Below are 23724 nucleotides of genomic sequence, written 5' to 3'. Positions count from 1 at the left end.
AGGAAAGTCAGCATGATCTTCAATAGCACTATGGATTCTTTCATTCCGGAGTGGTGGTCAGCACTCCTCCAGAGGAGCATGAATGCCAACGCGGTTGTGTCGTCTGAACTGTGCACCAACCGCGACTACGAGGGCGACGCGCGTAGCGGAAACGTCGTTCACATCAACAGCCTTATTGATCCCACCGTCTCTACCTATAACGGTGGTACCATCACGACCAATCGCCTGTCTACCTCAGCCGTAGACCTATTGATTGACCAGGGCGACTACTTCAGTTTCACCCTCAAGGATGTTGAGCGTGCTCAGCAGGTCGGGAACGTTGCGCCTACTGCTACGGCGCAGGCCGGTCAGAAGCTGGTAGAAGCGTCTGATCTCTATGTTGGTTCGCAGATGCTTGCCAACGCTGGCACCAAGGGTGTCGCCCTTGACATTCCTGCGACTGGCAACGCTGGCGATGCCCTGTATGAGCAGATCGTTGACGAGATCATTACGGTTCTGGACGAGGCGAAGATTCCCGAGGATGGGCGTTTCCTCATCGTGACGCCCAAGGTGAAGGCGACGCTACTTAAGAGCAATCGTTTCCTTGATGCGTCTGCCTACGGTTCTAACGACCCGATTTTTAACGGTGTAGTTGGTCGCCTTGCGGGCTTTACGGTCAGCATGTCTACGAACCTGCCGCGTACCTCTGGCACTTACACCATGGACATCATCGCTGGCCATTCGATGGCCACGACTTTTGCTGAGCAGATCGAAGAGGTTGAGAACCTGCGTGACCCCGAGGATTTCGGGTCTATCATCCGTGGTCTGCATGTCTATGGCGCTAAGGTCATTCGCCCCGAAGCCCTGGTTACTGCGAAGATTACCGTTGCCGCCTCGTAAGTGAACGCAACCAGCCTGCCCCCTGCCTAATAAGCAGGGGGCTTTCGTTGTTTCAGGGGAAGTCATCCATAGGTATACGGCTGCATTGCCGGTAACACACAAGTGATGGATGTGTGTACTGAGGGGTGATAAGTGGTGTGGGTGTGAGTAGGTGGGTGTGTAGGTAGTGGTGTGTAGTGGTGTGATGTTGAGTACATGGGTATGTGGTGAGTGTGGTTGTAGTTGTAGTGGTGGGTGTGATGAGTGTGTAGGTGTGGTTAGTAAGTGTGGTTGGTGTGGTTGTGGTTGTAGGCATGGGCCTCCCACGAGAGCCAACCAACCGAGCGCGCTCCGGCGCGCGTACCGGCGTGCCAGCTAGCCCACGTCACCACGAGCCACCACGCCTAGACCGTGTACACGCCCACGTCACGCTCTGTAGGCACACAGGTGGGGGTACCTCCATGATCACGCGCGTAGGGAACGGTGGAGGGGCTGTCCCTCGCAAGATGTACGAATCTGGGACTTTTCTAATTACATAGCGTGAGGGCGGTTGAAGTGCGCGAATGCGAAGTTTGCCCGGTCGAATTTCTGCCCTCCGCTAGGGAGCGAAACCGAACGAGCCTTGACGGGCCATCGACCCACACGCCATCACCCAATGTGACGAACGGCCGAATCGGCACAACGTCTGTGACCTGCAACGACAAAGTGCCGGCGACTCCGGACTGTGATCAGAAAAGACCTGCCATGGTTGGCTTGCTGTGGAGCCCCCGATAGGGCGCGGTCGCTGGGTGTGGACCGTCCTGGGAAGGGATTGCCCTACCGGGGGAGCTTTTCACCCCATCGGGTGTGGTGCGGGCTGGAAGTCGTGAATCTGGACAATCAGCTGTGTGGCCAGCGCATGAGTAAGCAATGTGTCTTCGCCCAGGCTGATCTCGACGTTGTGTTCGCCCGTGTGGAGCGCTCTCCGGGACGGGCCGGGGGTGAACATGTCGGCCAGTACGGCGGCGGGTTCGGCGCGGGCGACGGTGCCAACGGCCTGGGAGATGTGAAGCTGGGGGCAGGTGGCCAGTGCTTCCGGGATACAGGCCCAGCAGGTGGGCGGGGCGCTGGTGAGGCCCCCGGTGGGGTCCTCGGGAAGCTCACGGAACGCGCTGTCCGTCGTGATCCAGGGAATGCGCCCGGTGGTCGGGTCGGTGGCGGCCTGGCCGCAGACCTGGCACAGCAGTTTTTCCATGCAGCGCCATTGACGCAGCGTGTTGAGCTTGCGCCACTGCGGCGCCCCTCGCTGGTTGTTCAGGACGCGGACCCGCAACACCCCCTTGACCCGATCGCCACGGCGTTCGTTGTTGTAAGCGAGCCGCAGCCCGCCCAGCGGGCGGCGTACGAACGTCAAGGGTTGCGGTGCGATCTCGGCGGCGTGAGCGATGACGTAGGGGACACGAAGCTGTGTCGGCACGGCCCCGGTCATCCTGTCCCCCTGTCCGGCCGGATCGACCATGCCACTCGTGCGGCCAGGCATCCCAGCTCAAGCTCTCGGAACGTCGCTGCGTTCACGTCGGCCGGGGCGCTCGGGGGGCCACCCTTGCGGTGTGCCTCAAGGGTGCCGTCCGGGTTCTCGGTGACGTCGAACTCCGGTATCTCCCACGTCATGCCGTCTCCTTCGGCAGCGCAGCAAGGATTAGGTCCACGACCGCGTGAGGCTGGTCGGCGTTGACCGGGTGGCACTCAACCGCGACCGTGGGAAGGGAGACCATGAAGTATCCGGAGTGCTCCCCCACGGTCACGGTCGCCACTTCCCAGCCACCACGGCTGTGAGCGACCAGCTCGAAACGGTCGCTGCGCGGGAACGGGGCGGGCCGATGGCCGTAGAGGCGAAGCCCCACACGGTGAATGATCGACGTACGAACCCCGTGCACGTTCACCAACCCGGCGAGACGGCGCAACGGCTCGGGAGGTTCCTGCCCGATGGGCTTCGCCGTCTCGTTGTCCTCTTGCCCCTCCGTGCAGGGCTCTACAGCTGTCTGTTCGGAAGCCATACCTCTGACGGTATGGATTTAGAAGCGGGCTATCTAGACCGTTTCCTGTCCTGTCAACAATTCGTCTCTGGCGCGTTCGATATGTCTTCTCATTTCATCGCCGTAGATGGCTACGGCTGCGAATCCATTGAACTTGGCGGCATACGTCGCTATGTCTCTTGGTTCTGTGGTCACTACCTCAGCGTGAGGCGTTTCCACAGTCACAAGGCGCTCGTCAAAGATACAGAACGGCGTACCGGGAAAGTCGGTTTGCCGCGATGCCAGGGGCACAACCCCTATCCGCACGTTGGAGAGCCGAGAGATAGATACGAGCCGGTCTAGCTGACTAGCCAGCATCGCCGCTGGCAGTATGCGCCACCAAAGGACAGGCTCAGTGATGACGAAGTGAAATGATTTCCCTGAGTCATATAAGACCGATTGGCGCTCAAGCCTGGCCCCGACTGTGCGAGTCGTCTCGTCTGGTGTGAGGTTGCGCCTGCCGAGAACAGCTCTAACATATTCCGGAGTTTGAAGAAGGCCAGGGATTAGCGAGCACTGAAACAGCCGTATGACCGCTGTTTGTGCTTCGACCGCCTGAATTTGGAGTTGCTTCTTGTGTGAGCCGAGGCGCCGGTACAGTCGCCAGGCGGTTGCCTCTGTCGCAGCCACACGGGCAACCTTGATGAACTCGGCTTTGACCTCTTCTGAAACTTCCAGGGCCGTGAGGATGCGTTCAACATCGGTGAGCGACGGAGCAAGATGCCCGTTCTCGATCTTGCTTAGCTTGGATTGGGACATGACAGCACTCCGAGCAACCGCTTTGGCGGGCAGGCCGCTCGCCTGGCGTAGTTCCCGGAGTGCCGTCGAAAGGTCTGCCTTGTTCAGCCGTACCTCTTCCAGAATGACACGAATGGTTCGGCGTGCTTCATGGCGAGGTCTCGGCACCGGATGTGTTCCGAAGCCTTGTCTTCGGGCATGATCTCAGCGCCTTCGAATGCGCCTTGAGGGGTGTAGAACATTCGGACAACTGTCTGTTCGTCGAACATCCAGAAGTCGTAATCCAGTAGGCCGGGCACGGGGTGTTCGGCAAGGTTGAGAATGAAGAATTCTTCACCGGCTGCCATGTTCCTGTGATAGCCCCATGCGAACTCAAACCGAAGATAGTCCGTAAGCGGTGTGGTCACTACGTGAACCCGATACATCCGCTTACCGGATTTGGTCGCGTTCCCTACGGTCGTCACCCACGGGGATTTCTTGAACTGTTCGGGTTCTTCTTCCCCTGCGAGGAAGGCGGGAAGCCCTATACGCGTTCCTGCCGCGTCGTAGTAGTCGAGTGTTTCCAGTCGGAAAGCTTCTCGCTCAAAATTATCGAAGAGCTTCCCGAACTCGTCAGGCGAGATCACGAGCAACCTGCCTCAACAGCTCTTCCGGGATTTCCGCGATCGTTTCGTGATCGGGAATCTCCAAGCCGTGTTCCTCGACCACCTTGCTTCCCTGCACTACGTACGTCCCTCGGTCGGTCTTGAAGATGGCTGGGCATGTCCCCTCGTCGCACTCCCCGCCAACCTTGGTAAGTCGCATGGGTGCCCCTCTCGGCTCGCTTGATCTACATGCTTCGGGGAAGGTGATTCAGGGTCAAGCACCCTGAGTTGAGAGAACAGGAAATCGACGGTTGCAGCATGGATCACGGTAGGCCGTGATCTCAGGAACGTGGCAAGCCCCCGCCATGGTGGTGGCTTGGCGGGGACTGTGTCAGTAGGAGACGTGTACACGGGTTGTCTGAGGTTCGGCTCTACGCCGCGACTGCGGTGGGGCGACGAGCGGTTAGCAGCTCACGGGCCACGGCCACGTGACGGGCCACGTCGGCTACGGGGCGGGGCTTCTCGTCGCTCTCGGCGACACAGAGGGAGCACACGCCGGGCCGGGCGACAGGCCGGGCACACTCGGGGCACTCCGAAGCGTGCACGAGTGCCGCCTTGGGGGCGGGAACGGGCGGCATCTTGTCCGTCAGGCGGTGAACGATCAGGCCGACGGGGGAGCGAACCTCAGCGGGAAGTCTGTCGGTGAGGATGCGCCGGATGTGCATCTCATCGACGCCACGGGCGAGCCATTCGGCGATCAGGGGCACAACCTTCAGCGTCTCACGCTGGCCGAGGGCGAGCCGGGGCTCAGCGCGTCCGAGCCGGGCGATCAGATCGATGCTGGCGAGGGTTTGCCTGTCGTCGATGGCAATCCCTTCCTTTCCGTCCTGGTGAGTCTCTACGGCCACCACGGGGGCCGGTGCCGTCGGCGCGGCCGGGGCCGTCTCCAGGGGGGTTGGTTCTTTATCCAGGTTCTTTACCCCTTTAGGGGTATCGCCCGATGCCCCGGTGTTCGGTCGGCCGGTGTCCGGCTCACCGATGTCCGGGGTGTCGGACATCGGTGCGACCTGGGAAGACTGCGGAGTGTCGTACACGTGCACGGTGGTGGTGAACCGGCCTCGCTCGACGCGTTCGCGAACGACGCGCACGTACCCGGCTGCGATCAGCTCTCGCTGAGCGCGGGCGATAGCGGTCTTACCCTCGGGGTTTTCTGCGGCCAGTGTCTCGATGGACTGGGGCGTGCCAGAGGGCAGCGACAGGAGGTAGGCCAGCAGGCCACGGGCGAGGATCGACAGCGAACGGCACTGCAATGCGGCGTTCGGCAGGATCGTGAAGCGAGTGTGCTGCGGGGTACGATGCGTACGCACTTAGGACCTCTAATCCTGGTGCCATGTCCCGGGAGTGTTACCAGCACTCGCCGGGACTTCGATGTTGTGGAAGACCTCTAGCCCGGAGGCTGGGGGACTGCGTTGCTTACTGCGGCTTCTCTAGCTCGACGCGTCACCAACGCGTCAACGGAGGGGGACGAAACGGAGGGCACCGGACCGGAACGGCCCGGACACCGGTTGCCCTATCTACCAGGGAAGACACCACGGGGACGGAACGGGCCGAATAGCTCTCCAAGCCATCAACTTCTTCCCGGCCTACAGGCCGACTCGTCCGTCTTTAAAGCCCATGATCCGGGCTTTCCGATCATTCGTGATCCCGTGGTTGTTCTCGCCGGAGCCGAGGCGGAAAGTCGTTTCCTGTTTCCGCTTCACACCGTGGTGTGGCGGTAGTCAGCCGGGGAAAGGCCGTAGGCGGCGCGGAAGACACGGCTGAAGTGCGCGTTGTTGGTGAAGCCCCAGTGGGCGGCGATGGCGTGGATCGGCATGGATCTCAGGACGGGGTCGGCCAGGTCGTGGCGGCACCGTTCCAGACGGCATCGGCGTATCCAGGCCGCGACGGTCATGTCCTGCGCCTGGAACAGTTTGTACAGGTGCCGGACGGAGATCTGGTGAGCGGCCGCGATGTGGTCCGGGGTCAGGGCCGGGTCGCCGAGGTGGTCGCGGATGAAGCGGTGGACCCGGGCCAGCAGGGCCCGCTGCCGCGCCTCGGGTGACAGGTCGGCGGCGGCGTCGAGCCGGTGGGCGCAGCTGGCCGCGACCAGGTCCAGGGTGATGTCGCTCAGGGCGACGGTGTCGGCCTCGGTGTACTCTCCGGCGTTCTTCATCAGCTGGAGCAGGTGGCCGGCCAGTACGGCGCCGATCCCGCTGCGGGCGGAGAAGGGCACCGCGGCGAGCCGGTCGAGGGTGTTGGAGCGCAGGCCCAGCGAGGCGCGGTGGACCTGGACGACCACGGCCTCGCTCCTGCCGTCCTGCGCCGATCGCCATGCCCGGTAGGGGAGGGAGGAATTGATGAGAAGGAACTGCCCGACGCCGAAGACGGCTTCCCGGCCGTCCTGCGCCAGCCGGCCACCGCCACTGACGATGAGATGGAACTGGTAGACCTCCGGATCGAACTGCCGGACGAGCCTGGCGGTCCGCTCCGACCGTACCTCCGGATGGGTCAGCACCGACACCTGCACCCCGCCGAGGTCCAGCACCCGCACCGAAGCCTCGAAATCGGCTTCGCTGGCGGGATGCACCCAGGACGGCATGTGAGCCTGTGCCGCCACCTCGAACCAGGAGGGAAAACGATCTTCCGGGGCCAGGTTCTCGGTCCGGAACTCCGCGACTGCCATATGTGTACGCCCCCGCGATCCAATCACCTTTGTCACCAAGGATGGTCAGACACGGTCACGACAATTGTCCAGCCAGGGGGCGAAACATTCACATAAGCGCGCTCGATGCCTTTACCTCTGGGGATATGGATATGAGCGTTCACCAGCGCCGGACCGCCGGATATCACGCCACGAATATCACCGATCACATTCCGGTCTCACGCGAGCCGACGGTACGTCAGCGGGTCAGGGGCCGGGGCCGGTTCCACCAGAGGGAGAGGGACAGGGCGGTGGCGATGAGGAGGGCGCCGGCGGTGGCGAAGGCGGAGGCCGTGTCGATCCGCTGCTGGACGACGGTGAAGCTGCGGGGGAGGGCGTCGAGGGCGCTCTGGAGCTGGTCGGCGTTCTCGGCGCGGTGGTAGGAGCCGCCGGTGGTCTGGGCTATTCGCTTGAGCGCGGGCTCGTCGATGGTGCGGGGGTTGCGGCCCCTGTCGAATCCGCCGCGGCCGGAGCCGCCACCGCCGCCGCCCCAGCCGCCGAATCCGCGGCCGTCGAACTGGGAGTTGTCGCAGACCATCGGGGCCGGGTTCGTGGTGCCGAAGCCGATGGGGAAGACGCGGACGCGGCGCAGGGCCGCCTCCTGGGCGGCGAGCTGCGGCTCGACGCCCTGGGTGTTGGCGCCGTCGGTGAGCACGACGATCGCGGCACCGGCGTAACCCGACCCGGCGACGCCCGGGTCCGCCCCGGTGGAGGCGACCGACGGGTCGACCTCCGCGATCGCGTCGATCGAGGCGAGTACGGCCTGCCCGATCGCGGTGCCCCGGGACACGGTGAGGCCGTCCAGCGCCTCGATCAGCGAGTCGGTGTCGTCGGTGGGCGGGACGAGCAGGCCCGCGGTGCCCGCGAAGGTGACCAGGCCGATGCGCGGCCCGCCCCGCTGCGACTCGATGAACTCGGCGGCGGCCTTCCTCGCGGCGGTGAGGCGGTTGGGGTCGACGTCCGTGGAACACATGGAGCCGGAGGTGTCGAGCGCGAGCAGGATCGTCACCGACGTCTGCGGTACCGGGACCGACGCCTGCGGCCGCGCGGCCCCGACCGCGAGCAGCGCGAGCCCGGCCACGAACAGTGCCACGGGGATCCTCCGCGTCCAGAGCGTACGGCCGGGCAGGGCACTGCGTACGAGCGCGATCGAGGTGACGCGCATGGCGGCCCGCCTGCGGCGGCGGCGCGCCCACTCGCGGATGGCGAAGATCAGCGGGATGACCAGGATGGACAGCAGCGCCCACGGCCACGAGAACGACATTCAGATCACCCGTCCAGATCGGAGCACGGTGAGTGCCGCCCCCGCGGTGAGCAGCGCGAGGGCGAGCCCGATCAGCCCGCCGGCGAGGGGCAGCGGCTCGTCGGAGACGGTGAGCCGCAGGTCGATCGTGTCGGCGATCCCGTCGAGCCGAGCGGTGTCGGAGGCGGGGTGGTAGGCGCCGCCGGTGGTCTGCGCGATCGAGGTGAGGGTGTCCTCCTCGAGCGAGGTCTGCAGGTTGTAGCCGTCGACCTTCACCGTCGCCCCGGCCGTGGTGCCGACCCCGACGGTGTGGATGTGGACACCCGCCCCCTGGGCCAGGGTGGCGGCGCGTTCGACGTCCGCGCCCTGGTTCTGCCCGTCGGAGAACATCACGACCGTCGCCGACGGCCAGTAGCCGATGTCGGGCGCGGCGCCCTCGCGGCCGAGGGCCACCTGCTTGCCGGTGATCGCCGACAGGGAGGCCGTGATGGCCGTCCCCAGCGAGGTGCCGCCGGTGACCTTCAGCCGGTCGATGGCCTTGAGCGCGACGGAGTGGTCGGCGTCGGGCCGTGCGGTGGTGAGCGCTCCCCGCTCGAACGCGACGACCCCGATGTCGACGCTGTCGGGCTGCGCCGCCACGAACGCGCGGGCCGCCCGCTGCGCTGCCGCCAGCCGGGTGGGCGCGACGTCGTCGGCGCCCATGCTGTTGGAGACGTCGATCGCGAGGATGACGGTGCCCGCGGTCCGCGGGACCGGGACCATCGCCGTCGGCCCGGCGGCGGCGACCGCGAGCACCCCGACGCCGGCGATCGTCAGGCCGGTTCCGAGGTACGCCCTTCGGCCGCCGGGCACGGCGACCCCGGCCGCGGTGAGGGCGGCCGTCCGGCGGCGCGCCGAGACGACGGCCGCCCAGGCGAGCGCCGCCGTGACGAGCAGTCCGACGACCAGCAACAGCGAGGAGGACAGGGTCATGAGCCCTCCTCGGCCGGCCTCGTACGTCCGTTGACGACCCCGGCGAGTCCGGTCACGGACCGGTTCCCGGTTCGGGTGACGATCTCGGCGAGTCCGGTCGTGGACGGGGTCCCTGTCTGGGTGGCGATCTCGGTGAGTTCGGTCACGGACCGGTTCCCGGTCTGGGTGGCGATCTCGGTGAGTCCCGTCATGGACGGGGTCCCAGACCGGGGGATGACCTCGGCGAGTCCGGTTACGGATCGGTCCCCGGTCCGGGCGGCGAGCTCGGCGGTCTCGGCGAGCCCGGTCACGGTGACCGGTCCCCGGTGCGGGCGACGACCTCGACGAGTGCCTCGGCCAGGTCGCGGTCGGTGTCGATGCGGTGGACGGGTACCCCGGCCCGGCGCATGCCCGCCTCGAGACGGGCGTCGCGGGCGTCGACGGCGGCGCGGAAGCGGACCCGCAGCAGCGGGTCGGCGGAGTCGACGACGAGCTGCTCGCCGGTCTCGGCGTCCTCGACCACGATCAGCCCGGCTTCGGGCAGCACGTCGTCGGCCGTGTCCACGATCCGCAGGGCGACCACCTCGTGCCGCCGGGCCAGGCGCTGGAGCGAGCGCTCCCAGTCGCCCTCGCCGATGAAGTCCGACAGCACGACGACGAGCGCGCGGCGGCGCGCGAGCCGTCCGGCCGCGTCGAGCATCTCCGCCAGGTCGGTGGTGGTGCCGCCACGCGCCTCAGAGGTGCCGCCACGCTTCTTGAAGATGCCGCCGCGCGCCTTGGTGGTGCCGTCGCGCGTCTCGGAGGTGCGTGCCAGCTCGGCGCCGATCCGCAGCGCGTGCCGCCGGGAGGTGCCGGGCGGTACGACGCGCGGCTTCCCGGTGTCGTACAGCAGGGCGCCGACGCGGTTGCCGCCCCGGCCGAACAGCCGGGCGAGGACGAGCGCGAGCTCGGCGAGTACGTCGTGCTTGCCGCGCCCCGGACGGCCGGCGGCCATCGACGCCGACCGGTCGAGGACGAGCCACACCGTCAGCTCACGGTCCTCGGTGAACACGCGCAGGTGCGGTTCGTCCAGCCGCGCGGTCACGTTCCAGTCGATGTGCCGGGCGTCGTCGCCGTCGCCGTAGGGGCGCAATCCGGTGAAGTCGATCCCCGAGCCGCGGTGCGCGGTGCGGTGGGCGCCCTGGAGCCGGCCGTCGAGCCTGCGGACGACCTTCCACTCCAGGCGGAGCAGGAGCCTCTCGGGGGCGGTGGCCATGGCGGTTCAGCGGTTCTGCAGGACGACGTCGGGCGCCCGGACGGCCCCGAGCACCCTGCTGATGATCGTGTCGGTGTCGACGTCGTCCGCGAGGGCCTCGTACGACAGCACGAGGCGGTGGCGCAGCACGTCGATGGCGAGCTCGGACAGGTCGTGCGGCAGGACGTAGGTCCGGCCGCGCAGGAACGCCAGCGCCCGTGCGCCCGTGACGAGCGCGATGGACGCCCGCGGGCTCGCCCCGTAGGTGACGTACCGTTCCAGCTCGCCGAGCCCGGCCATCGCGGGGGAGCGCGTCACGGAGACCAGCCGTACCGCGTAGTCGACGATCGCCGGGTCGACGTACACCTGGCGGGCGCGGGCCCGCATCGCGACCAGGTCCTCGGCCGTCACCATCGGCCTCGGCGGCTCGGGCGGGCGCAGCGCCCGCGCGACGATCGCCTGTTCCTCGGCCTGCGTCGGATAGTCGACGACCACCTTCATCATGAAACGGTCGACCTGCGCCTCGGGCAGCGGGTAGGTGCCCTCCGACTCGATCGGGTTCTCCGTCGCCATGACCAGGAACGGCTCGGGCACCCGGAACGTCTCACGGCCGATCGTCACCTGGTGCTCCTGCATCACCTCCAGCAGGGCGCTCTGCACCTTGGCGGGGGCGCGGTTGATCTCGTCGGCCAGCAGCAGGTTCGCGAACACCGGGCCGAGCTCGGTCTTGAACTCCCCGGAGTGCTGGTGGTAGACCCGCGTGCCCACGAGGTCGGCCGGTACCAGGTCGGGGGTGAACTGGACACGCTGGAAACTCCCGGCGATCGCGGCGGCCAGCGACTTCACCGCGAGCGTCTTGGCCAGGCCCGGTACGCCCTCGACGAGCAGGTGGCCGTCGGCGACCAGGGCGACGGCCATGCGCTCCAGCAGGAGGTCCTGCCCGACGATCGTGCGTTTGACCTCGAACAGCACATGTTCGAGCGGGTGGGCCGACTCGGAGGACTTGTTCGAGGTCATATGGTGTTCCTTCTCGTGACGCCTCGTGACGCTTCGGTCAGATCTGCGGGCCGCCCGGCGGTCCGTCGCCCTCGTCGCCGCCCAGGGCCGCGCCGATCGGCACCGCGAACGCGATGCCGGCGAACGCCTCGTCGCCCCCCGGGTCGGCGATGGAGACGACGATCCCGATGACCAGGCCGCGAGCGTCCAGGAGGGGACCGCCGGAGCTGCCCGGGTTCGCGGAGGCGTCGAACTGGATGAGCCCGTTCAGGTCGCCGTCCTTGGAGGTCCGGTTCAGGCCCGACACGACGCCGGTGGAGACGCTGTAGGTCAGGCCCAGCGGATTGCCGATCGCCACGACGGGCGCGCCCACGGTCGCGCCGCCGCCGAGCGTCGCCGGGACGACGATCTCCGGCAGCTTCGCGGGCTTGAGGGTCGCGACGTCGAGCTTGGGGTTCGACGACGCGACGACGGCCTTCGTCCTGGTGCCGTCGGCGAACGTCACGGTGACGTCACCGGTGTCCTTGTCCGAAGTGTCCTTGTCCGAGGTGCCCTTGCCCGAAGCGTCTTCGACGACGTGGTGCGCCGTCAGGATCGTCCCGTCCTCGGCCGCGATCACCCCGGTTCCGAGTGACTTCCCGGCCTGGATGACCACCACCGACGGCCCGACCCGCCTGAAGACGTCGGGCACCGTGAGCGTCGTGCTGGGCGTCGGCGTCGGGCTCGGCCTGGACGCGGCCTTCTCGTCGTCCCCGCCGCCGCTTCCCAGCCAGTACGCGAGCAGTGCCACGACGACAAGCGCGCCACCCCCGACGAGGAACCACCGCGCCCGCCCGGCCGCGGCTCCCTGAGCCTCGACCGCATCGGCCTCCTGCGGCGCGTGCTCCATCACCCCATACTCATAAATTTAAGTTGAAAGTGCTACAAACTCCGCCTGAAAACTCCCTGAGAACCGGTTTTCGCTGCCCCGCCCGGACGGCGCACCGGTCCCGGTGGTGAACCCGCCGGTGCGCGCCCTGTCCGTGCACGGTGGTCGGTGCCTCCTGAGCCGTGGCCCGGCCCGCCCCCTCTCGGCGATCGCATCCGGTCGAGGGGCACGGGGCTCGTACGGGACGGCTCCGGGGATGTTTCGCCAGTTCGTCACCGGCGGCTCGTCGTCGGTGGCACGGGTCGGCGCCTTCCACCGGCCTGTGCCGGTGCCTTCCACCGGTGCCTTCCACCGGCGCCTTCCACCGGCCTATGCCGCCGGTGCTTTCCACCGGCGCTTTCCACCGGTGCTTTCCGCCGGCGCGGCCCGGCGATGGGTGATGCGGCGATGGGTGGCCTGGCGATGAGCGGTGCGGCGGTGGGTGGTGTGGTGAAAATCGTTTGCCTCGTGTGGTGGGCACCGGGGAACGTGGTGTGCATGACGCTCTGACGGACAGCACCCCGCCCCCCCGAGATGCCACGGCGCCGACGCGCCCCGTGACGCCGTCAGCCCATGCCCTTTTGAGAGAGCCCCCTTGTCTCAGCACCATTCCCCTCCGTCGTCCACCGCGGCCACGGGTTCGGCCACCGTCACCGTGTTCGCCTCCCCGACGAGCTGGATCGAGTCCGATGCCCTCGCGCAGTGTCACCAGGTGGCCGCCCTCGAGGGCATGACGCACGTGGCCGCCATGCCGGACCTGCACCCGGGCAAGGGCGCCCCATCGGTGCCGCCATGGCCTCGACCGTGCTGTACCCCTTCCTGGTGGGCTCCGACATCGGCTGCGGCATCGCGGTGTTCCCCATGAGGCTCAAGCGCGCCGTACCCGAGAGGCTCGCCGCACGCTTCCCCGACCTCGACCGCGCGCTGGATCCCGATCGGGACGCCGACGACCCTGCCTGGGCCGTGGTGAAGGGCGACATCCCCGCAGGTCACATCGAGGGTCTCGGGACGGTCGGGCGGGGCAACCACTTCGTCGAGCTGGCGCGGATCGGGACCGTCTTCGAGCCGGGCCACGCGAGCCGTCTCGGACTCGCCGAGGGCGACCTGGTCCTCATCGTCCACAGCGGTTCGCGGGGGCTGGGCGAGCGGATCCTGCGGGCGCACACCGAGGTCCACGGGGCGGGTCCGGCCCCCGATCCCGGCGCCTACCTGGCGATGCACGACGACGCGGTGCGCTGGGGATCGCTCAACCGCAGGGTGATGGCCGCCCGGGTCGCCCACGCGCTGGGGGCCGAGCCCGCCGAGCCGCTCGTCGACCAGTGTCACAACCTGGTCGAGGTCCGCGACGGGCTCTACCTGCACCGCAAGGGGGCGGCGCCGGGGGACGGCACCGACGTGCTCATCGCCGGTACGCGAGGCACCCCCTCCTATCTCGTGGCCGCCCACGCCGGGCCGCGGGCCGGGCACTCGGTCGCGCACGGCGCGGGCCGCAAGATGTCGCGCGCGGACGCCCTGCGCCGGGGCCGGGCCAAGCACACGGTCGAGGAGCTGCGCCGCACGCCGGTGGGGTCGCTGGTGGTGTGCGGAGACCGCCAGCTGCTCTTCGAGGAGGCGCCGACGGCCTACAAGCGCATCGAGCAGGTGATCTCCGACCTCGTCGAGCACGACCTGGCCACGCCCGTGGCCACCACGGTCCCTTTGGTCACCTACAAGACGCCCGACCTCGGGTCCGCGCCCCAGCGAGACCGCCGCCGCAGGCGAGGCCGGTCGTGAACGCGTGCATGGGGCTGGTCGTGAACGCGCGTACGGGGCCAGCGGTGAACGTGCGGGCGAGGTCGGCGGTGAGCGCGCAGGCGGGGCCGGTCGTGAGCGCGGCGCGAATGGGGCCGGTCGCGGGCGCGCGGACGTTCGGCCCGTGAGCCGGAGAGCGCGTCCTCGTCCGCGATCTTGAGCCTGTTCCCGCGCGCGGGCGGACGTCTGGGGCGTGAGGTGGGGTGGACAGGGGACGCGGTCCTCCGCGACCGTATGTGTGTTCGAGTCGGGATGCCGATCCATGTTCGTGCCAGGACACGGCCGGGACACGAGTCGGCACGCAAGGAGGACATCATGGGCTTGATCCACGTTGATCTGTTCGCGACGCTCGACCTGGTCGGCCAGGCGCCGGGTGATCCCGAGGAGGACCCCGAGGGCTTCCCGTTCGGGGGGTGGCAGGCGCCCCTGTTCGACGAGACGGTCGGCCGGAACGTCGGTGCCGGGATGGAGGGCATGGACGCCCTGCTGCTCGGCCGCAGGACCTATGACATCTTCGCCGCGTTCTGGCCGAACCAGGTCGACGGCGTCGACGGCGGGATCGCGACGCTGTTCAACGGCATCCCGAAGTACGTCGCCTCGCGCGGCAACCCGGACCTGGACTGGGCGGGCTCGACGCGGCTGGGACCCGACCTGGTGGACGCCGTACGCGAGCTGCGTGACAAGCACGAGCACGTCCACGTGATCGGAAGCCTGAACCTGGTGCAGACCCTCCTGCGCGAGCGCCTCTTCGACCGGCTCGACCTGTGGCTCTTCCCCATCGTGCTCGGCGTCGGCAAGAAGGTGTTCGACGGCGGCGCGGTGCCCGCCAACCTGGAGCTCCTCGAACCACCCGTCACCTCGTCCAAGGGCGCCGTGCTCCTGCGGTACGGCCTCGGCGCGGGGGTTCCCGAGGCCGGGGACATGCGACGCGAGGACCGCGGCGTCGAGCCGAGCTGAGCAACGCCGTCGAGGTGAGCTGAGCAACGCCGTCGAGTCGGGCTGAACAACGCCGTCGAGCCGACTGAACGGCGGCCGTATCGGTCCGGACGACGGCCGTATCGGTCCGGACGACGGCCGTATCGGTCCGGGCAGCGGCCGTGCCGGTGGTGATCACGCCGTCCCCGCACCGGATGCGGGGGCGGGGACCACGGTTCCGGTGGATCTTTCCGTTCCCCGGCGTTCCGCGCGTATCGGCGGGCGCCCCGGCTCTTCTCTCCGGAGGCGTCCCGGCGGGTCGCCGAGAACGGTCACGAGGTCCCGGTGGATCTCCGCGCCGTACGGCACGTCCGCGCCCTCCGCCCGCCGACGCGGGCGGCGATCACCGTGATCACCGCGATCACCGCGATCACCGCGATCACCGCGCCGACCGCCCGCCTTACCGTGAAGAATCTCGCCGAGGGACCTGGAGGATCTCGCCGAGAGACCCTGAAGGGCCTCGACGCGGCCCGGTGTCCGTCCGTCACCGGCTGACAGCCGGGGGCGCCGATCGCCGGTAGACCCCCACCCCCTCGCGGAGCCAGGTGGTCCGTGTGGTCCACTGGCCAGGGGGAATCGGAGGATGAGCACAAGACGGCCAGTATCGATCACAGCTCGCATCACCCTGTTCACCGGTGTGGTGGCGCTTCTGCTGTGCTCGCTGGTGGCCGCGGTGCTCATGTTCTCGATCAACCGTTTTGTCACTAATTCTCTCGTCGACGAGATCACCGCCGCCGGTGGCCGGGTGGCCGTGCAGCTGGAGCGGGATCATCTGGAATATCCCCTGGCGCAGCGCAAGTCCCGCAACCTGCAGGTCGTCGACCTGCAGGGCAGGGTCATCGCCTCGACGCCGGGCCTGTACGGCAAACCGCCCATGGCGACGTTCACCCCCGACGGCACGAACGTCGCCACCTCGGTCGTGTGCGGCGGTGACTTCCGTCCCGGCGGATGTGATCTCGTGGTCGCGCAGTGGGCCCATCGGGGGGGAACGAGATGGGTCGTCTACAGCGCCTCCCCCTCGGTCCTCCCACTGGTCGATCCGTGGCTGGCCACGGCGGTCATCGGGGGCATGGCGGCGCTCGCCTGCGGCATCACCTACATCGGCTACCGGATCGTCACCGTGTCCCTCAGGCCGGTGACCGCCGTCCGGGCCGAACTCGACGAGATCAACGCGAGCTCCCTCGACCGCCGGGTGCCCGTGTCGCCGGGGGATGACGAGATCCACGAGCTGGCGGACAGCGTCAACCGCACCCTGGCCCGCCTGGAGGGGGCGATGGAACGTCAGCGGCAGTTCACCGCCGACGCCTCCCACGAGCTGCGAACCCCCCTGGCCGGGCTGCGCGCCCAGCTGGAGGAGGCCCAGCTGCACCCCGGCGAGACCGATCTGGGCGATCTGCTCGCGCACTCGCTGTCCGACCTCGACCGGCTGCAGTCGATCATCACCGACCTGCTCCTGCTGGCCAAACTCGAGTGCAACCCGTCCAAGGTCAGGGAAAGGATCGATCTGGCGACGCTGGTACGGGCGGAGGTCTCACGGCGGGCGGATCCGCGGAGGGTGCGGCTCGTCCTCGCCCCGGAGGTGCCCGTCGACGCCGTGCACAGCCAGATCGGCCGGGCCGTCACCAACCTGCTGGACAACGCCGAGCGGCACGCCAGGGAGGCGGTGGTCGTCGAGGTGCGGGCGAACGGCGACGGTGCCGAGGTCATCGTCGACGACGACGGGGAGGGCGTCGCCGAGGCCGACCGGGGACGGATCTTCGAACGGTTCGCCCGGCTGGACGCGGCCCGCAGCCGCGACCGGGGAGGCACCGGCCTGGGCCTGGCCATCGCCCGTGGCATCGCCCAGGCCCACGACGGGACGCTCCGGGTCGGCACCGCCCCCTCCGGCGGCGCGCGCTTCGTCCTGCGCATCCCCATGGCCCCGCGGCCCCCCGGCACCTGATCACCGGGAGGGACGGGAGGGAACGGGATCGGGAGCTCCAACGGAACGTGGTTCACCGGTCAACCGAACGTCACCGGCTGCCGTCCCACAGTTGCCCCAATTACCTCATATTTCGGAGGATGCCCCAGTGCGTCTCCCCCTCGCCGCTGCCGCCGCCCTCGCCGTGCTGGTTCCCGCCATCCCCGTCGTCTCCGCCGTCCCCGCTCACGCCGCGGCGGTCCCGGCGATCCTCATCACGAAGGTGTACTACGACTCGCCCGGCTCCGACCTGCGCGGCAACGCCAGCCTGAACGGCGAGTACGTGACCATCAAGAACACCACCCGCAAGACGATCGACCTGGCCGGGTGGAGCCTGCGCGACAAGACCGGCTACCAGTACATCTTCGGCGACGACCAGCTGCTCGGCGCGGGCGGGAAGCTCACCGTCCGCACCGGGCAGGGCCGCTCGGGCACCAGCACCGTCTACTGGGGCAGGCGGGCCTACGTGTGGAACAACGACGCCGACGTCGCCTCCGTCCGCAACCCTTCGGCCAAGCTCGTCGACTCCTGCTCCTACGACAGCACCCGGGCGGACTACAAGAACTGCGAGTGACGGCCACTCCTCCCGCGCCGCGGCCCCGGGCCGCGGCCCCGGGCCGCGGCCGATCTTGGAGGCGCGGGCCGGGCGATACCCTGGAGAGGGCGGAAATCCCCACGCCCCCGGCGGTCTCGCGTCCGGCCCGCTTCCGGAGCCGGCCACGGATCGGAGGTCCTGATCATCGCCCTCACCGACCTCGTGGATCCCGCCTCCGCCCTCCCGGCCGGTGACGCGGTCGCCGCGGTCACCGCCGTCACGGCGGCGGGGGTCGCCGCGGCGTTCGTCGGCGCCGGCCTGGTCGCCGTTCGCGTACGGCCCCGCAACCGGGTCGGGCCGCTGATGATCATTATCGGCCTGCTGTGGCTCCTCGCCAGGTTCGCGCCCCTGCCGGCGACGGCGGGCGGCGTGCGCACGGCGCTGGCGGGCACGTGGGCGGCGGTGCTCGCGCATCTGGTGGTGGCGTTTCCCGGCGGGCGCCTGACCGCGTGGCTGCCGCGAGCCGTCGTCGGGACGGCGTACCTGAGCATGGCCGGGGTCGCGGTGCTGGCCACGACCGGGCTCGCGCCGGGCGCGGTGGTCAGGGGCGCCGCGATGGCCGGGGCCGTGCTGAGCGGCCTGGCCGTGATGGGCCTGCAGGTGAGCCGGTGGCGCGGCAGCACCGTGACACGGCGCCGGTCGCTCAACCCCGTGCTCGCCGCCGCCGTGGTGGCGACGGCGCTGTTCGTGGCGCTGAAGCCGGTGATGATCGCCGGTGTCGCGGTGCGGAGCCTGACACCGGTGATGCAGGTGGCACTCGCCGCCGTCCCGCTGGCGTACGTGGGCGGCCTCCTGCGGCGGCGCATCGACCGGGGCGGGGTCGCCGAGCTGGTCGTCCACCTCCGCGGCGTCTCGCGGCCGGTGGGCATCCAGCGGGCCCTGGCCGAGGTTCTCCACGACCCCACGCTGCGGGTCGGCTACTGGATGCCGGAGACGAGCCGGTACGTGGACGTCGACGGCCGGGTCGTGCCCCCGCCCGACGGCGGCGATCGCGTGGCGACACGCGTCGACCACGACGGCGCCCCGCTCGCGCTGCTGGTGCACGACCCTGCGTTGCTGGACAACCCCGAGCTGGTCGAGGCCACCTGTGCCGCGGCCGCGCTCGCCCTGTCGAACGAGCGGCTCACCGCCGAGCTGAGGGCGCGGCTGCACCAGCTCGACGAGTCGCGCGGCCAGGTCCTGCGCGCGGCCGAGACGGAACGCCGGCGGCTGGAACGCGACCTGCACGACGGCGTGCAGCAGCGGCTCCTGTCCATCCCCATGACGCTCGGCCTGGCGGAGTCGAGGCTGAGCACCAGCCCCGACCAGGCGCGGGCGCTCGTCGGTGAGGCGAAGACCACCACGCTGGCCGTCCTCGACGAGTTGCGGGCCCTTTCGCAGGGCATCCACCCGCCGGTGCTGACCGAACGCGGCCTGCTCGGTGCCGTACGGGAACTGGCCGCGCTCGCACCGGTGCCCCTGCGGCTGTCGTTCGAGGTCCCGGCGCCGTTGCCGGTGGAGGTCGAGACGACGGCGTACTACGTGGTCGCCGAGGCGGTGGCCAACATCACCAAGCACTCCGGCGCGCGGGAGGCGCGGGTGCGCGCCGAGCGGCGGGACGGGCGGCTGCTGGTCGAGGTATCCGACGACGGCCGCGGGGGAGCGGACCCGGCCCGGGGGTCCGGGCTGCGCGGGCTCGCCGACCGGGTGGCGGCCACCGGGGGAACCCTCCGGGTGGACAGCCCCGCCGGTGACGGCACCCTGGTCCGGGCGGTGCTGCCGTGCGGGTAGTCATCGCCGAGGACAACCTGCTGCTGCGCGAGGGGCTCGCCCGGCTGCTGGCCGAGGCCGGCTTCGACGTCGTGTCGGCCGTCGCCGACTCCCCGGCGCTGCTGGCCGAGGTGGCCCGGCACCGCCCGGACGTGGCCGTCGTCGACATCCGCCTGCCGCCCACCCAGACCGACGAGGGGCTGCGGGCGGCCCGGGAGATCCGCCGGCGCCACCCCGGCACCGGGGTGCTCGTCCTGTCGCAGTACGTCCGGGTCAGCTACACCGTCGAGCTGCTCGACGACGGCGCCCGCGGCGTCGGTTACCTGCTCAAGGACAGGGTGTCCGACCTGGCGGGGTTCGCGGCGGCGGTCCGGCAGGTGGGCGGCGGCGGTTCGGCGTTCGACCCGATCGTCATCGACCAGCTGGTCGGCCGGCACGACCGCGCCGACGACCCGTTGCGCGCGCTCACCGGCCGGGAGCGCGAGGTCCTCGCGCTGATGGCCGAGGGCCGCACCAACCAGGCCGTCGCGGAACGGATCGGCATCGCCGAACGGACCGTCGAGAAGCACTGCACGAGCATCTTCGCCAAGCTCGGGCTGCGGGCGAGCGCCGACGACCACCGCCGGGTCCTCGCCGTCCTGCGCTACCTCAACACCTGACGCGCTTCCCGGCCGTATCGGCGGGGGACGGTTAACCGCCCCCCGCCGATACGGTGGGCACGGCCCCGGGTGGGTGCTGCCCGGCTTCCGGCGCCGGTGCCGCCGCCGCACACTTCGAACGTCAGGCGAAACGACGTCTGACCGAACGGAGAAGCGGAGGGCGATGCCCGCTATGACGACCAGAACCGCGATGACGATCGCCCGGTGGACGATCGGCGTGCTGACGGTGGTGATGATCTACTACTTCGTCACCTCGGACGCGATACGTCCCGGGAACCCGTTCCTGGTGCCCGACCTCGTTCTCACCGTCCTTCTGCCGGCCTCGGCGACCCTGCGGGGGCGGCTCGCCGTGCCGGCGATGATATTCGCCTTCGCCTGGGCCGCGGCCGTCTGGACGGTGTCGCTCTGCACGTACATCACACGCGGAGCCTTCCCTGACGGGGCGAACCACATTCCCCTGATCCTCTCCAGCGTCGTGGCCGCGGGGCTGCTCGCGATCAGCGTGAACTCCCGGACGCGCGCCCACGAGCCGGAGCGTCCGGCCGAAGGGCTCCGGGTGGAGGGCCGGACCGGCGGGTGAGTTCGCGGGCCACCGGAGAACGGCGGCGGGCCCGCCCGTGGTACGGCCGATCGCGAAGACCGGAACGAGGACAGGAACGAAGGCAGGAGTGAAGAGCGGAGCGAAGGCCAGAGCGAAGGCCAGAGCGAAGGCCGGAGCGAAGACCGGAGGGAAGACCGTAGGAAGGACGTTCCCGCAGGGGCGCCGGACGTGAGCGAGGACCCGTTCCCGGGGAGGGGGCGGGTCCTCCGCATGACCGCCGACGGTCCCGGTGATGGTCCCGGTCCCGGTCCCGGTGGTGGGGGAGGGCGGGGCCGTCAGGCGCACCGCATGGCGCTGACCAGGTCCGGCCCCGAGGCCAGCAGCTGCTCGCAGAAGTGCTCGCCCGCGTAGTAGCCCGACGAGATGACGATGGTGACCGGGCTCTCCTCCCCGCTGCCCGTGCAACCGGTCGCCAGGACGTGGAAACCGAGCATCGGCGAGACCTGGAACCTGGTCCCGTCCGCGCAGACGTAGTGGCTGTCCGCGTGGGCGGCGACCGGGAGGAGCAGCGGCGCGGCGAGGGCCGCGAGAAGAACGGCGGCGCGGACGACGATCATGCGGGGGGATGCCATAGGAGCCCTTTCGTGGGGGTTTGTGGAGCATGCCACGGCGTCGTACCCAGGGTGATCGAGAGACAACCCTGCGTGTCCGTTGCCGGACATCCGGCTTCCCGGGTGCCGGTGGGCCCCGGCCGGGCCCGGTTCGGGGCGGAGTCAGGGCTCGTGATCTCCGATGGCCTTGCGGGCCGTGCTTCACTTCGTATCGGGGCAGGTCGTGCGTTGCGAAACACCGCAATGACTCATGACAAGCGCTGCAAGAACCTACGAGGTAACCGCAGCTATAGAGCAAGATTACGAAACTATTTCGCAGGAACCTTGTGGAACGAGGCATCGGAGTCCTACTGTCACCTCACCCTCGTGGCGTTCGCTCCGCCCCGAGCGCCTTCAGGTGTTCACCCCCCGAGAGAAACGAGCATCCGATGTCACGGAGCATCACAGGAGCTGTGGCGAGATGGACCGGCAGGCCACCGCGAAGGGCATCGGCGGGGATCGCGGCGGTGCTCGCGTTCTCCGTCGGTCTCGGCGTCGTGCCCGGCGCCCCGGCCCTCGCCGGTACGGGCGGGGCGGCGGCTCCCGTGGTGACGCGCGCCGCCCTCGACCCGTCACTCGTCGCGGGCCGGGGCGCCAGTGTCGCTTTCGCCGAGCAGGAGGCGGAGAACGCCACGACGAACGGCACGACCATCGGCCCGGACCGCGCCGCGTACACGCTGGCGGGAGAGGCGTCCGGCCGTAAGGCGGTCAGGCTCACGCCGGGACAGCACGTCGAGTTCACGCTGCCGAAGACGGCCAACGCGATCACCGTGCGCTACAGCATTCCGGACGCTCCCAACGGGGGCGGCATCACCGCGCCGCTCGACGTCACGGTGAACGGCGGGGGCAAGAAGACGCTGACCCTCACGTCGCAGTACTCGTGGCTGTACAACCAGTATCCGTTCACGAACGACCCGAACGCCGACCTGCTGCACCCCGACTGGTGGATCACCGAGTGCGCCTGCGTGCCCAGCGCCACGACGCCCGCCCCGACGATCACGAAGCCGTTCCGCCCGACCCACTTCTACGACGAGCAGCGTCTCCTGCTCGGCAGGACGTACCGCGCGGGTGACAAGGTGCGGCTCACGGTCCCGGCCGGGAGCAACGCGGCGTGGACGATCATCGACCTGCTCGACTCCGAGCTCGTCGGCGCGCCGCACGTCAGGCTCGTCGCGGCGAACGTGCTGGCGTTCGGCGCCGACCCGCTCGGCAGGCGCGACTCCGCCGACGCGATCGACAAGGCGATCGCCTTCGCCAAGCGCAACCGCCTCAAGGTCTACATCCCGCCGGGCGTCTACCAGGTGAACCGCCACATCATCGTCGACAACGTGACGATCGAGGGCGCCGGAAACTGGTACACGATCATCAAGGGCAAGGAGGTCACCCTCCCCGCCCCGGCCCCCGACGGCTCGGTGCACACCGGCGTCGGCTTCTACGGCAAGTACGCGGCCGACGGCGGCAGCAGGAACGTGCACCTGTCCGGCTTCGCGATCGAGGGCGACGTCCGCGAGCGCATCGACACCGACCAGGTGAACGGCATCGGCGGGGCGCTGAGCGACTCGACCGTCGACGGCCTCTACATCCACCGCACCAAGGTGGGCATGTGGTTCGACGGGCCGATGAGGAACCTGAAGATCACGAACAACATCATCGTCGACCAGATCGCCGACGCCCTCAACTTCCACGGCGGCGTCACGGACTCGGTCGTGTCGAACAACTTCACCCGCAACACCGGTGACGACGGCCTCGCCCTGTGGTCCGAGAAGATCGCCAACGCCCGCAACACGTTCGACCGCAACACCGTGCAGACGCCGACCCTCGCGAACGGCATCGCCGTCTACGGCGGCACGGACAACACCGTCTCGAACAACCTCATCGCCGACCCGATCCGCGAGGGCAGCGGCATCCACGTCGGCTCCCGCTTCGGCGCCGAGGCGTTCGCCGGGCGACTGTCGATCAAGGACAACACCACGGTCCGGGCCGGCACGTACGAGCTGAACTGGAACATCGGCCTGGGTGCCATCTGGCTCTACGCGCTCGACAAGAACATCGAGGCGGACATCCAGGTGGTCGGGAACCACTTCCTCGACAACACCTACAACGCGATCATGCTGGTGAGCGACTGGGGCGTGAAGGATCTCTACTCGATCACGAACGTCCACTTCAAGGACATCAGGGTCGACGGCACCGGAACCTCGGTGGTGAGCGCCCGGGTGAAGGGGTCCGCCTCCTTCGAGAACGTGGACGCCCGCAACGTCGGCGCGGTCGGCGTCAACAACTGCGGCTCGTTCAACTTCCCGCCCACCGGTTCGGAGTTCTCGCTGACGGACCTCGGGGGCAACGACGGCGGTGGCACCACCGGTGCCTGGCTCGCCCCGTGGATGCTGCCGAACACCATCACCTGCGACGACCGCCCGCCGGTCGTCGTACCCCGTCACCGCGATGTGGATGCGCGCCACCGGCCAGATCAGCATCGACCGGCAGAGCCCCACCTCGGCC

At 69.0% G+C, this 23724-nt stretch carries 25 protein-coding genes; 10 read left to right on the top strand and 15 right to left on the bottom strand.

Features of this window, described 5'->3' with window-relative positions:
- The first annotated feature begins 12 nt into the window (after nt 1-12).
- Nucleotides 13-879 (top strand): phage major capsid protein, encoded by an 867-nt coding sequence (locus ABT053_RS42370; protein WP_350977669.1) that lies wholly within the window; start codon nt 13-15, stop codon nt 877-879.
- 811 nt (nt 880-1690) lie between these two features.
- Here ABT053_RS42370 and ABT053_RS42365 read toward each other — a convergent pair.
- From ABT053_RS42365 to ABT053_RS42300, 14 genes are all read right to left on the bottom strand, one after another.
- Nucleotides 1691-2326 carry a hypothetical protein gene (locus ABT053_RS42365; protein ID WP_350977666.1) on the bottom strand — a complete coding sequence of 212 codons (636 nt, stop codon included), beginning with the start codon at nt 2324-2326 and terminating at the stop codon, nt 1691-1693.
- On the bottom strand, nt 2323-2508 hold the full coding sequence (locus ABT053_RS42360) for a hypothetical protein (protein WP_350977664.1): 186 nt from the start codon (nt 2506-2508) through the stop codon (nt 2323-2325). The genes ABT053_RS42365 and ABT053_RS42360 overlap by 4 nt, the downstream gene beginning before the upstream one ends.
- A complete protein-coding gene (locus ABT053_RS42355; protein WP_350977661.1) occupies nt 2505-2894 on the bottom strand; it encodes a hypothetical protein in 390 nt (129 codons plus the stop codon). Before ABT053_RS42355 ends, ABT053_RS42360 begins: the two co-directional genes overlap by 4 nt.
- A 33-nt stretch (nt 2895-2927) precedes the next feature.
- A complete protein-coding gene (locus ABT053_RS42350; RefSeq protein ID WP_350977659.1) occupies nt 2928-3818 on the bottom strand; it encodes a helix-turn-helix domain-containing protein in 891 nt (296 codons plus the stop codon).
- Nucleotides 3755-4276, bottom strand: coding sequence for a DUF6879 family protein (locus ABT053_RS42345; protein ID WP_350977656.1), 522 nt, complete (start codon nt 4274-4276; stop codon nt 3755-3757). The genes ABT053_RS42350 and ABT053_RS42345 overlap by 64 nt, the downstream gene beginning before the upstream one ends.
- Nucleotides 4263-4454 (bottom strand): hypothetical protein, encoded by a 192-nt coding sequence (locus tag ABT053_RS42340; RefSeq protein WP_350977654.1) that lies wholly within the window; start codon nt 4452-4454, stop codon nt 4263-4265. The genes ABT053_RS42345 and ABT053_RS42340 overlap by 14 nt, the downstream gene beginning before the upstream one ends.
- Nucleotides 4455-4665: 211 nt before the next feature.
- Nucleotides 4666-5601 carry a hypothetical protein gene (locus ABT053_RS42335; RefSeq protein ID WP_350977651.1) on the bottom strand — a complete coding sequence of 312 codons (936 nt, stop codon included), beginning with the start codon at nt 5599-5601 and terminating at the stop codon, nt 4666-4668.
- 389 nt (nt 5602-5990) lie between these two features.
- Nucleotides 5991-6956 carry an AraC-like ligand-binding domain-containing protein gene (locus ABT053_RS42330; RefSeq protein ID WP_350977649.1) on the bottom strand — a complete coding sequence of 322 codons (966 nt, stop codon included), beginning with the start codon at nt 6954-6956 and terminating at the stop codon, nt 5991-5993.
- Between the two features lie 217 nt (nt 6957-7173).
- The gene (locus tag ABT053_RS42325) at nt 7174-8238 is read right to left on the bottom strand and encodes a VWA domain-containing protein (protein ID WP_350977647.1); all 1065 of its coding nucleotides are present in this window, start codon (nt 8236-8238) and stop codon (nt 7174-7176) included.
- Nucleotides 8239-9189, bottom strand: a complete 951-nt coding sequence (locus tag ABT053_RS42320; protein WP_350977645.1) for a VWA domain-containing protein — start codon at nt 9187-9189, stop codon at nt 8239-8241.
- On the bottom strand, nt 9186-9380 hold the full coding sequence (locus ABT053_RS42315) for a hypothetical protein (RefSeq protein ID WP_350977642.1): 195 nt from the start codon (nt 9378-9380) through the stop codon (nt 9186-9188). Before ABT053_RS42315 ends, ABT053_RS42320 begins: the two co-directional genes overlap by 4 nt.
- Before the next feature lie 95 nt (nt 9381-9475).
- Nucleotides 9476-10423, bottom strand: a complete 948-nt coding sequence (locus ABT053_RS42310) for a DUF58 domain-containing protein (protein WP_350977640.1) — start codon at nt 10421-10423, stop codon at nt 9476-9478.
- A 6-nt stretch (nt 10424-10429) separates the two neighbouring features.
- Entirely contained in the window at nt 10430-11419 is a 990-nt protein-coding gene (locus tag ABT053_RS42305; RefSeq protein WP_350977637.1) for an AAA family ATPase, read from the bottom strand.
- Between the two features lie 37 nt (nt 11420-11456).
- Nucleotides 11457-12287: a S1C family serine protease gene (locus tag ABT053_RS42300; RefSeq protein WP_350977636.1), complete on the bottom strand. Its 831-nt coding sequence runs from the start codon at nt 12285-12287 to the stop codon at nt 11457-11459.
- Between the two features lie 810 nt (nt 12288-13097).
- On the opposite strand from ABT053_RS42300, the gene ABT053_RS42295 reads away from it, so the two are divergent.
- From ABT053_RS42295 to ABT053_RS42260, 8 genes are all read left to right on the top strand, one after another.
- Nucleotides 13098-14078: an RtcB family protein gene (locus tag ABT053_RS42295; RefSeq protein WP_350977633.1), complete on the top strand. Its 981-nt coding sequence runs from the start codon at nt 13098-13100 to the stop codon at nt 14076-14078.
- A gap of 333 nt (nt 14079-14411) precedes the next feature.
- Complete coding sequence (locus ABT053_RS42290) at nt 14412-15053, top strand: dihydrofolate reductase family protein (RefSeq protein ID WP_350977631.1); 642 nt, start codon at nt 14412-14414, stop codon at nt 15051-15053.
- Between the two features lie 303 nt (nt 15054-15356).
- Entirely contained in the window at nt 15357-15566 is a 210-nt protein-coding gene (locus tag ABT053_RS42285; protein WP_350977628.1) for a hypothetical protein, read from the top strand.
- An 88-nt stretch (nt 15567-15654) separates the two neighbouring features.
- A complete protein-coding gene (locus ABT053_RS42280) occupies nt 15655-17013 on the top strand; it encodes a sensor histidine kinase (protein ID WP_350977626.1) in 1359 nt (452 codons plus the stop codon).
- A 127-nt stretch (nt 17014-17140) separates the two neighbouring features.
- The gene (locus tag ABT053_RS42275; RefSeq protein ID WP_350977622.1) at nt 17141-17605 is read left to right on the top strand and encodes a lamin tail domain-containing protein; all 465 of its coding nucleotides are present in this window, start codon (nt 17141-17143) and stop codon (nt 17603-17605) included.
- Between the two features lie 183 nt (nt 17606-17788).
- Nucleotides 17789-19396 (top strand): sensor histidine kinase, encoded by a 1608-nt coding sequence (locus tag ABT053_RS42270; protein ID WP_350977620.1) that lies wholly within the window; start codon nt 17789-17791, stop codon nt 19394-19396.
- The gene (locus tag ABT053_RS42265; protein WP_350977617.1) at nt 19387-20034 is read left to right on the top strand and encodes a response regulator transcription factor; all 648 of its coding nucleotides are present in this window, start codon (nt 19387-19389) and stop codon (nt 20032-20034) included. The genes ABT053_RS42270 and ABT053_RS42265 overlap by 10 nt, the downstream gene beginning before the upstream one ends.
- 172 nt (nt 20035-20206) lie before the next feature.
- A complete protein-coding gene (locus tag ABT053_RS42260) occupies nt 20207-20614 on the top strand; it encodes a hypothetical protein (protein ID WP_350977615.1) in 408 nt (135 codons plus the stop codon).
- A 296-nt stretch (nt 20615-20910) separates the two neighbouring features.
- On the opposite strand, the gene ABT053_RS42255 is transcribed toward ABT053_RS42260, so the two are convergent.
- Nucleotides 20911-21207 (bottom strand): hypothetical protein, encoded by a 297-nt coding sequence (locus ABT053_RS42255; protein ID WP_350977611.1) that lies wholly within the window; start codon nt 21205-21207, stop codon nt 20911-20913.
- 431 nt (nt 21208-21638) lie between these two features.
- Between ABT053_RS42255 and ABT053_RS42250 the strand changes: the two genes are divergently transcribed.
- On the top strand, nt 21639-23724 hold a 2086-nt coding region (locus ABT053_RS42250; RefSeq protein WP_350977608.1), incomplete at its 3' end, for a glycosyl hydrolase family 28-related protein.

The sequence above is a fragment of the Streptosporangium sp. NPDC002524 genome, assembly GCF_040295985.1.
In the GTDB taxonomy this organism is placed as follows: Bacteria; Actinomycetota; Actinomycetes; order Streptosporangiales; family Streptosporangiaceae; genus Streptosporangium.
Note: the sequence above shows the minus strand (reverse complement) of the source record. Positions and strands in the feature narration are given on the sequence as shown.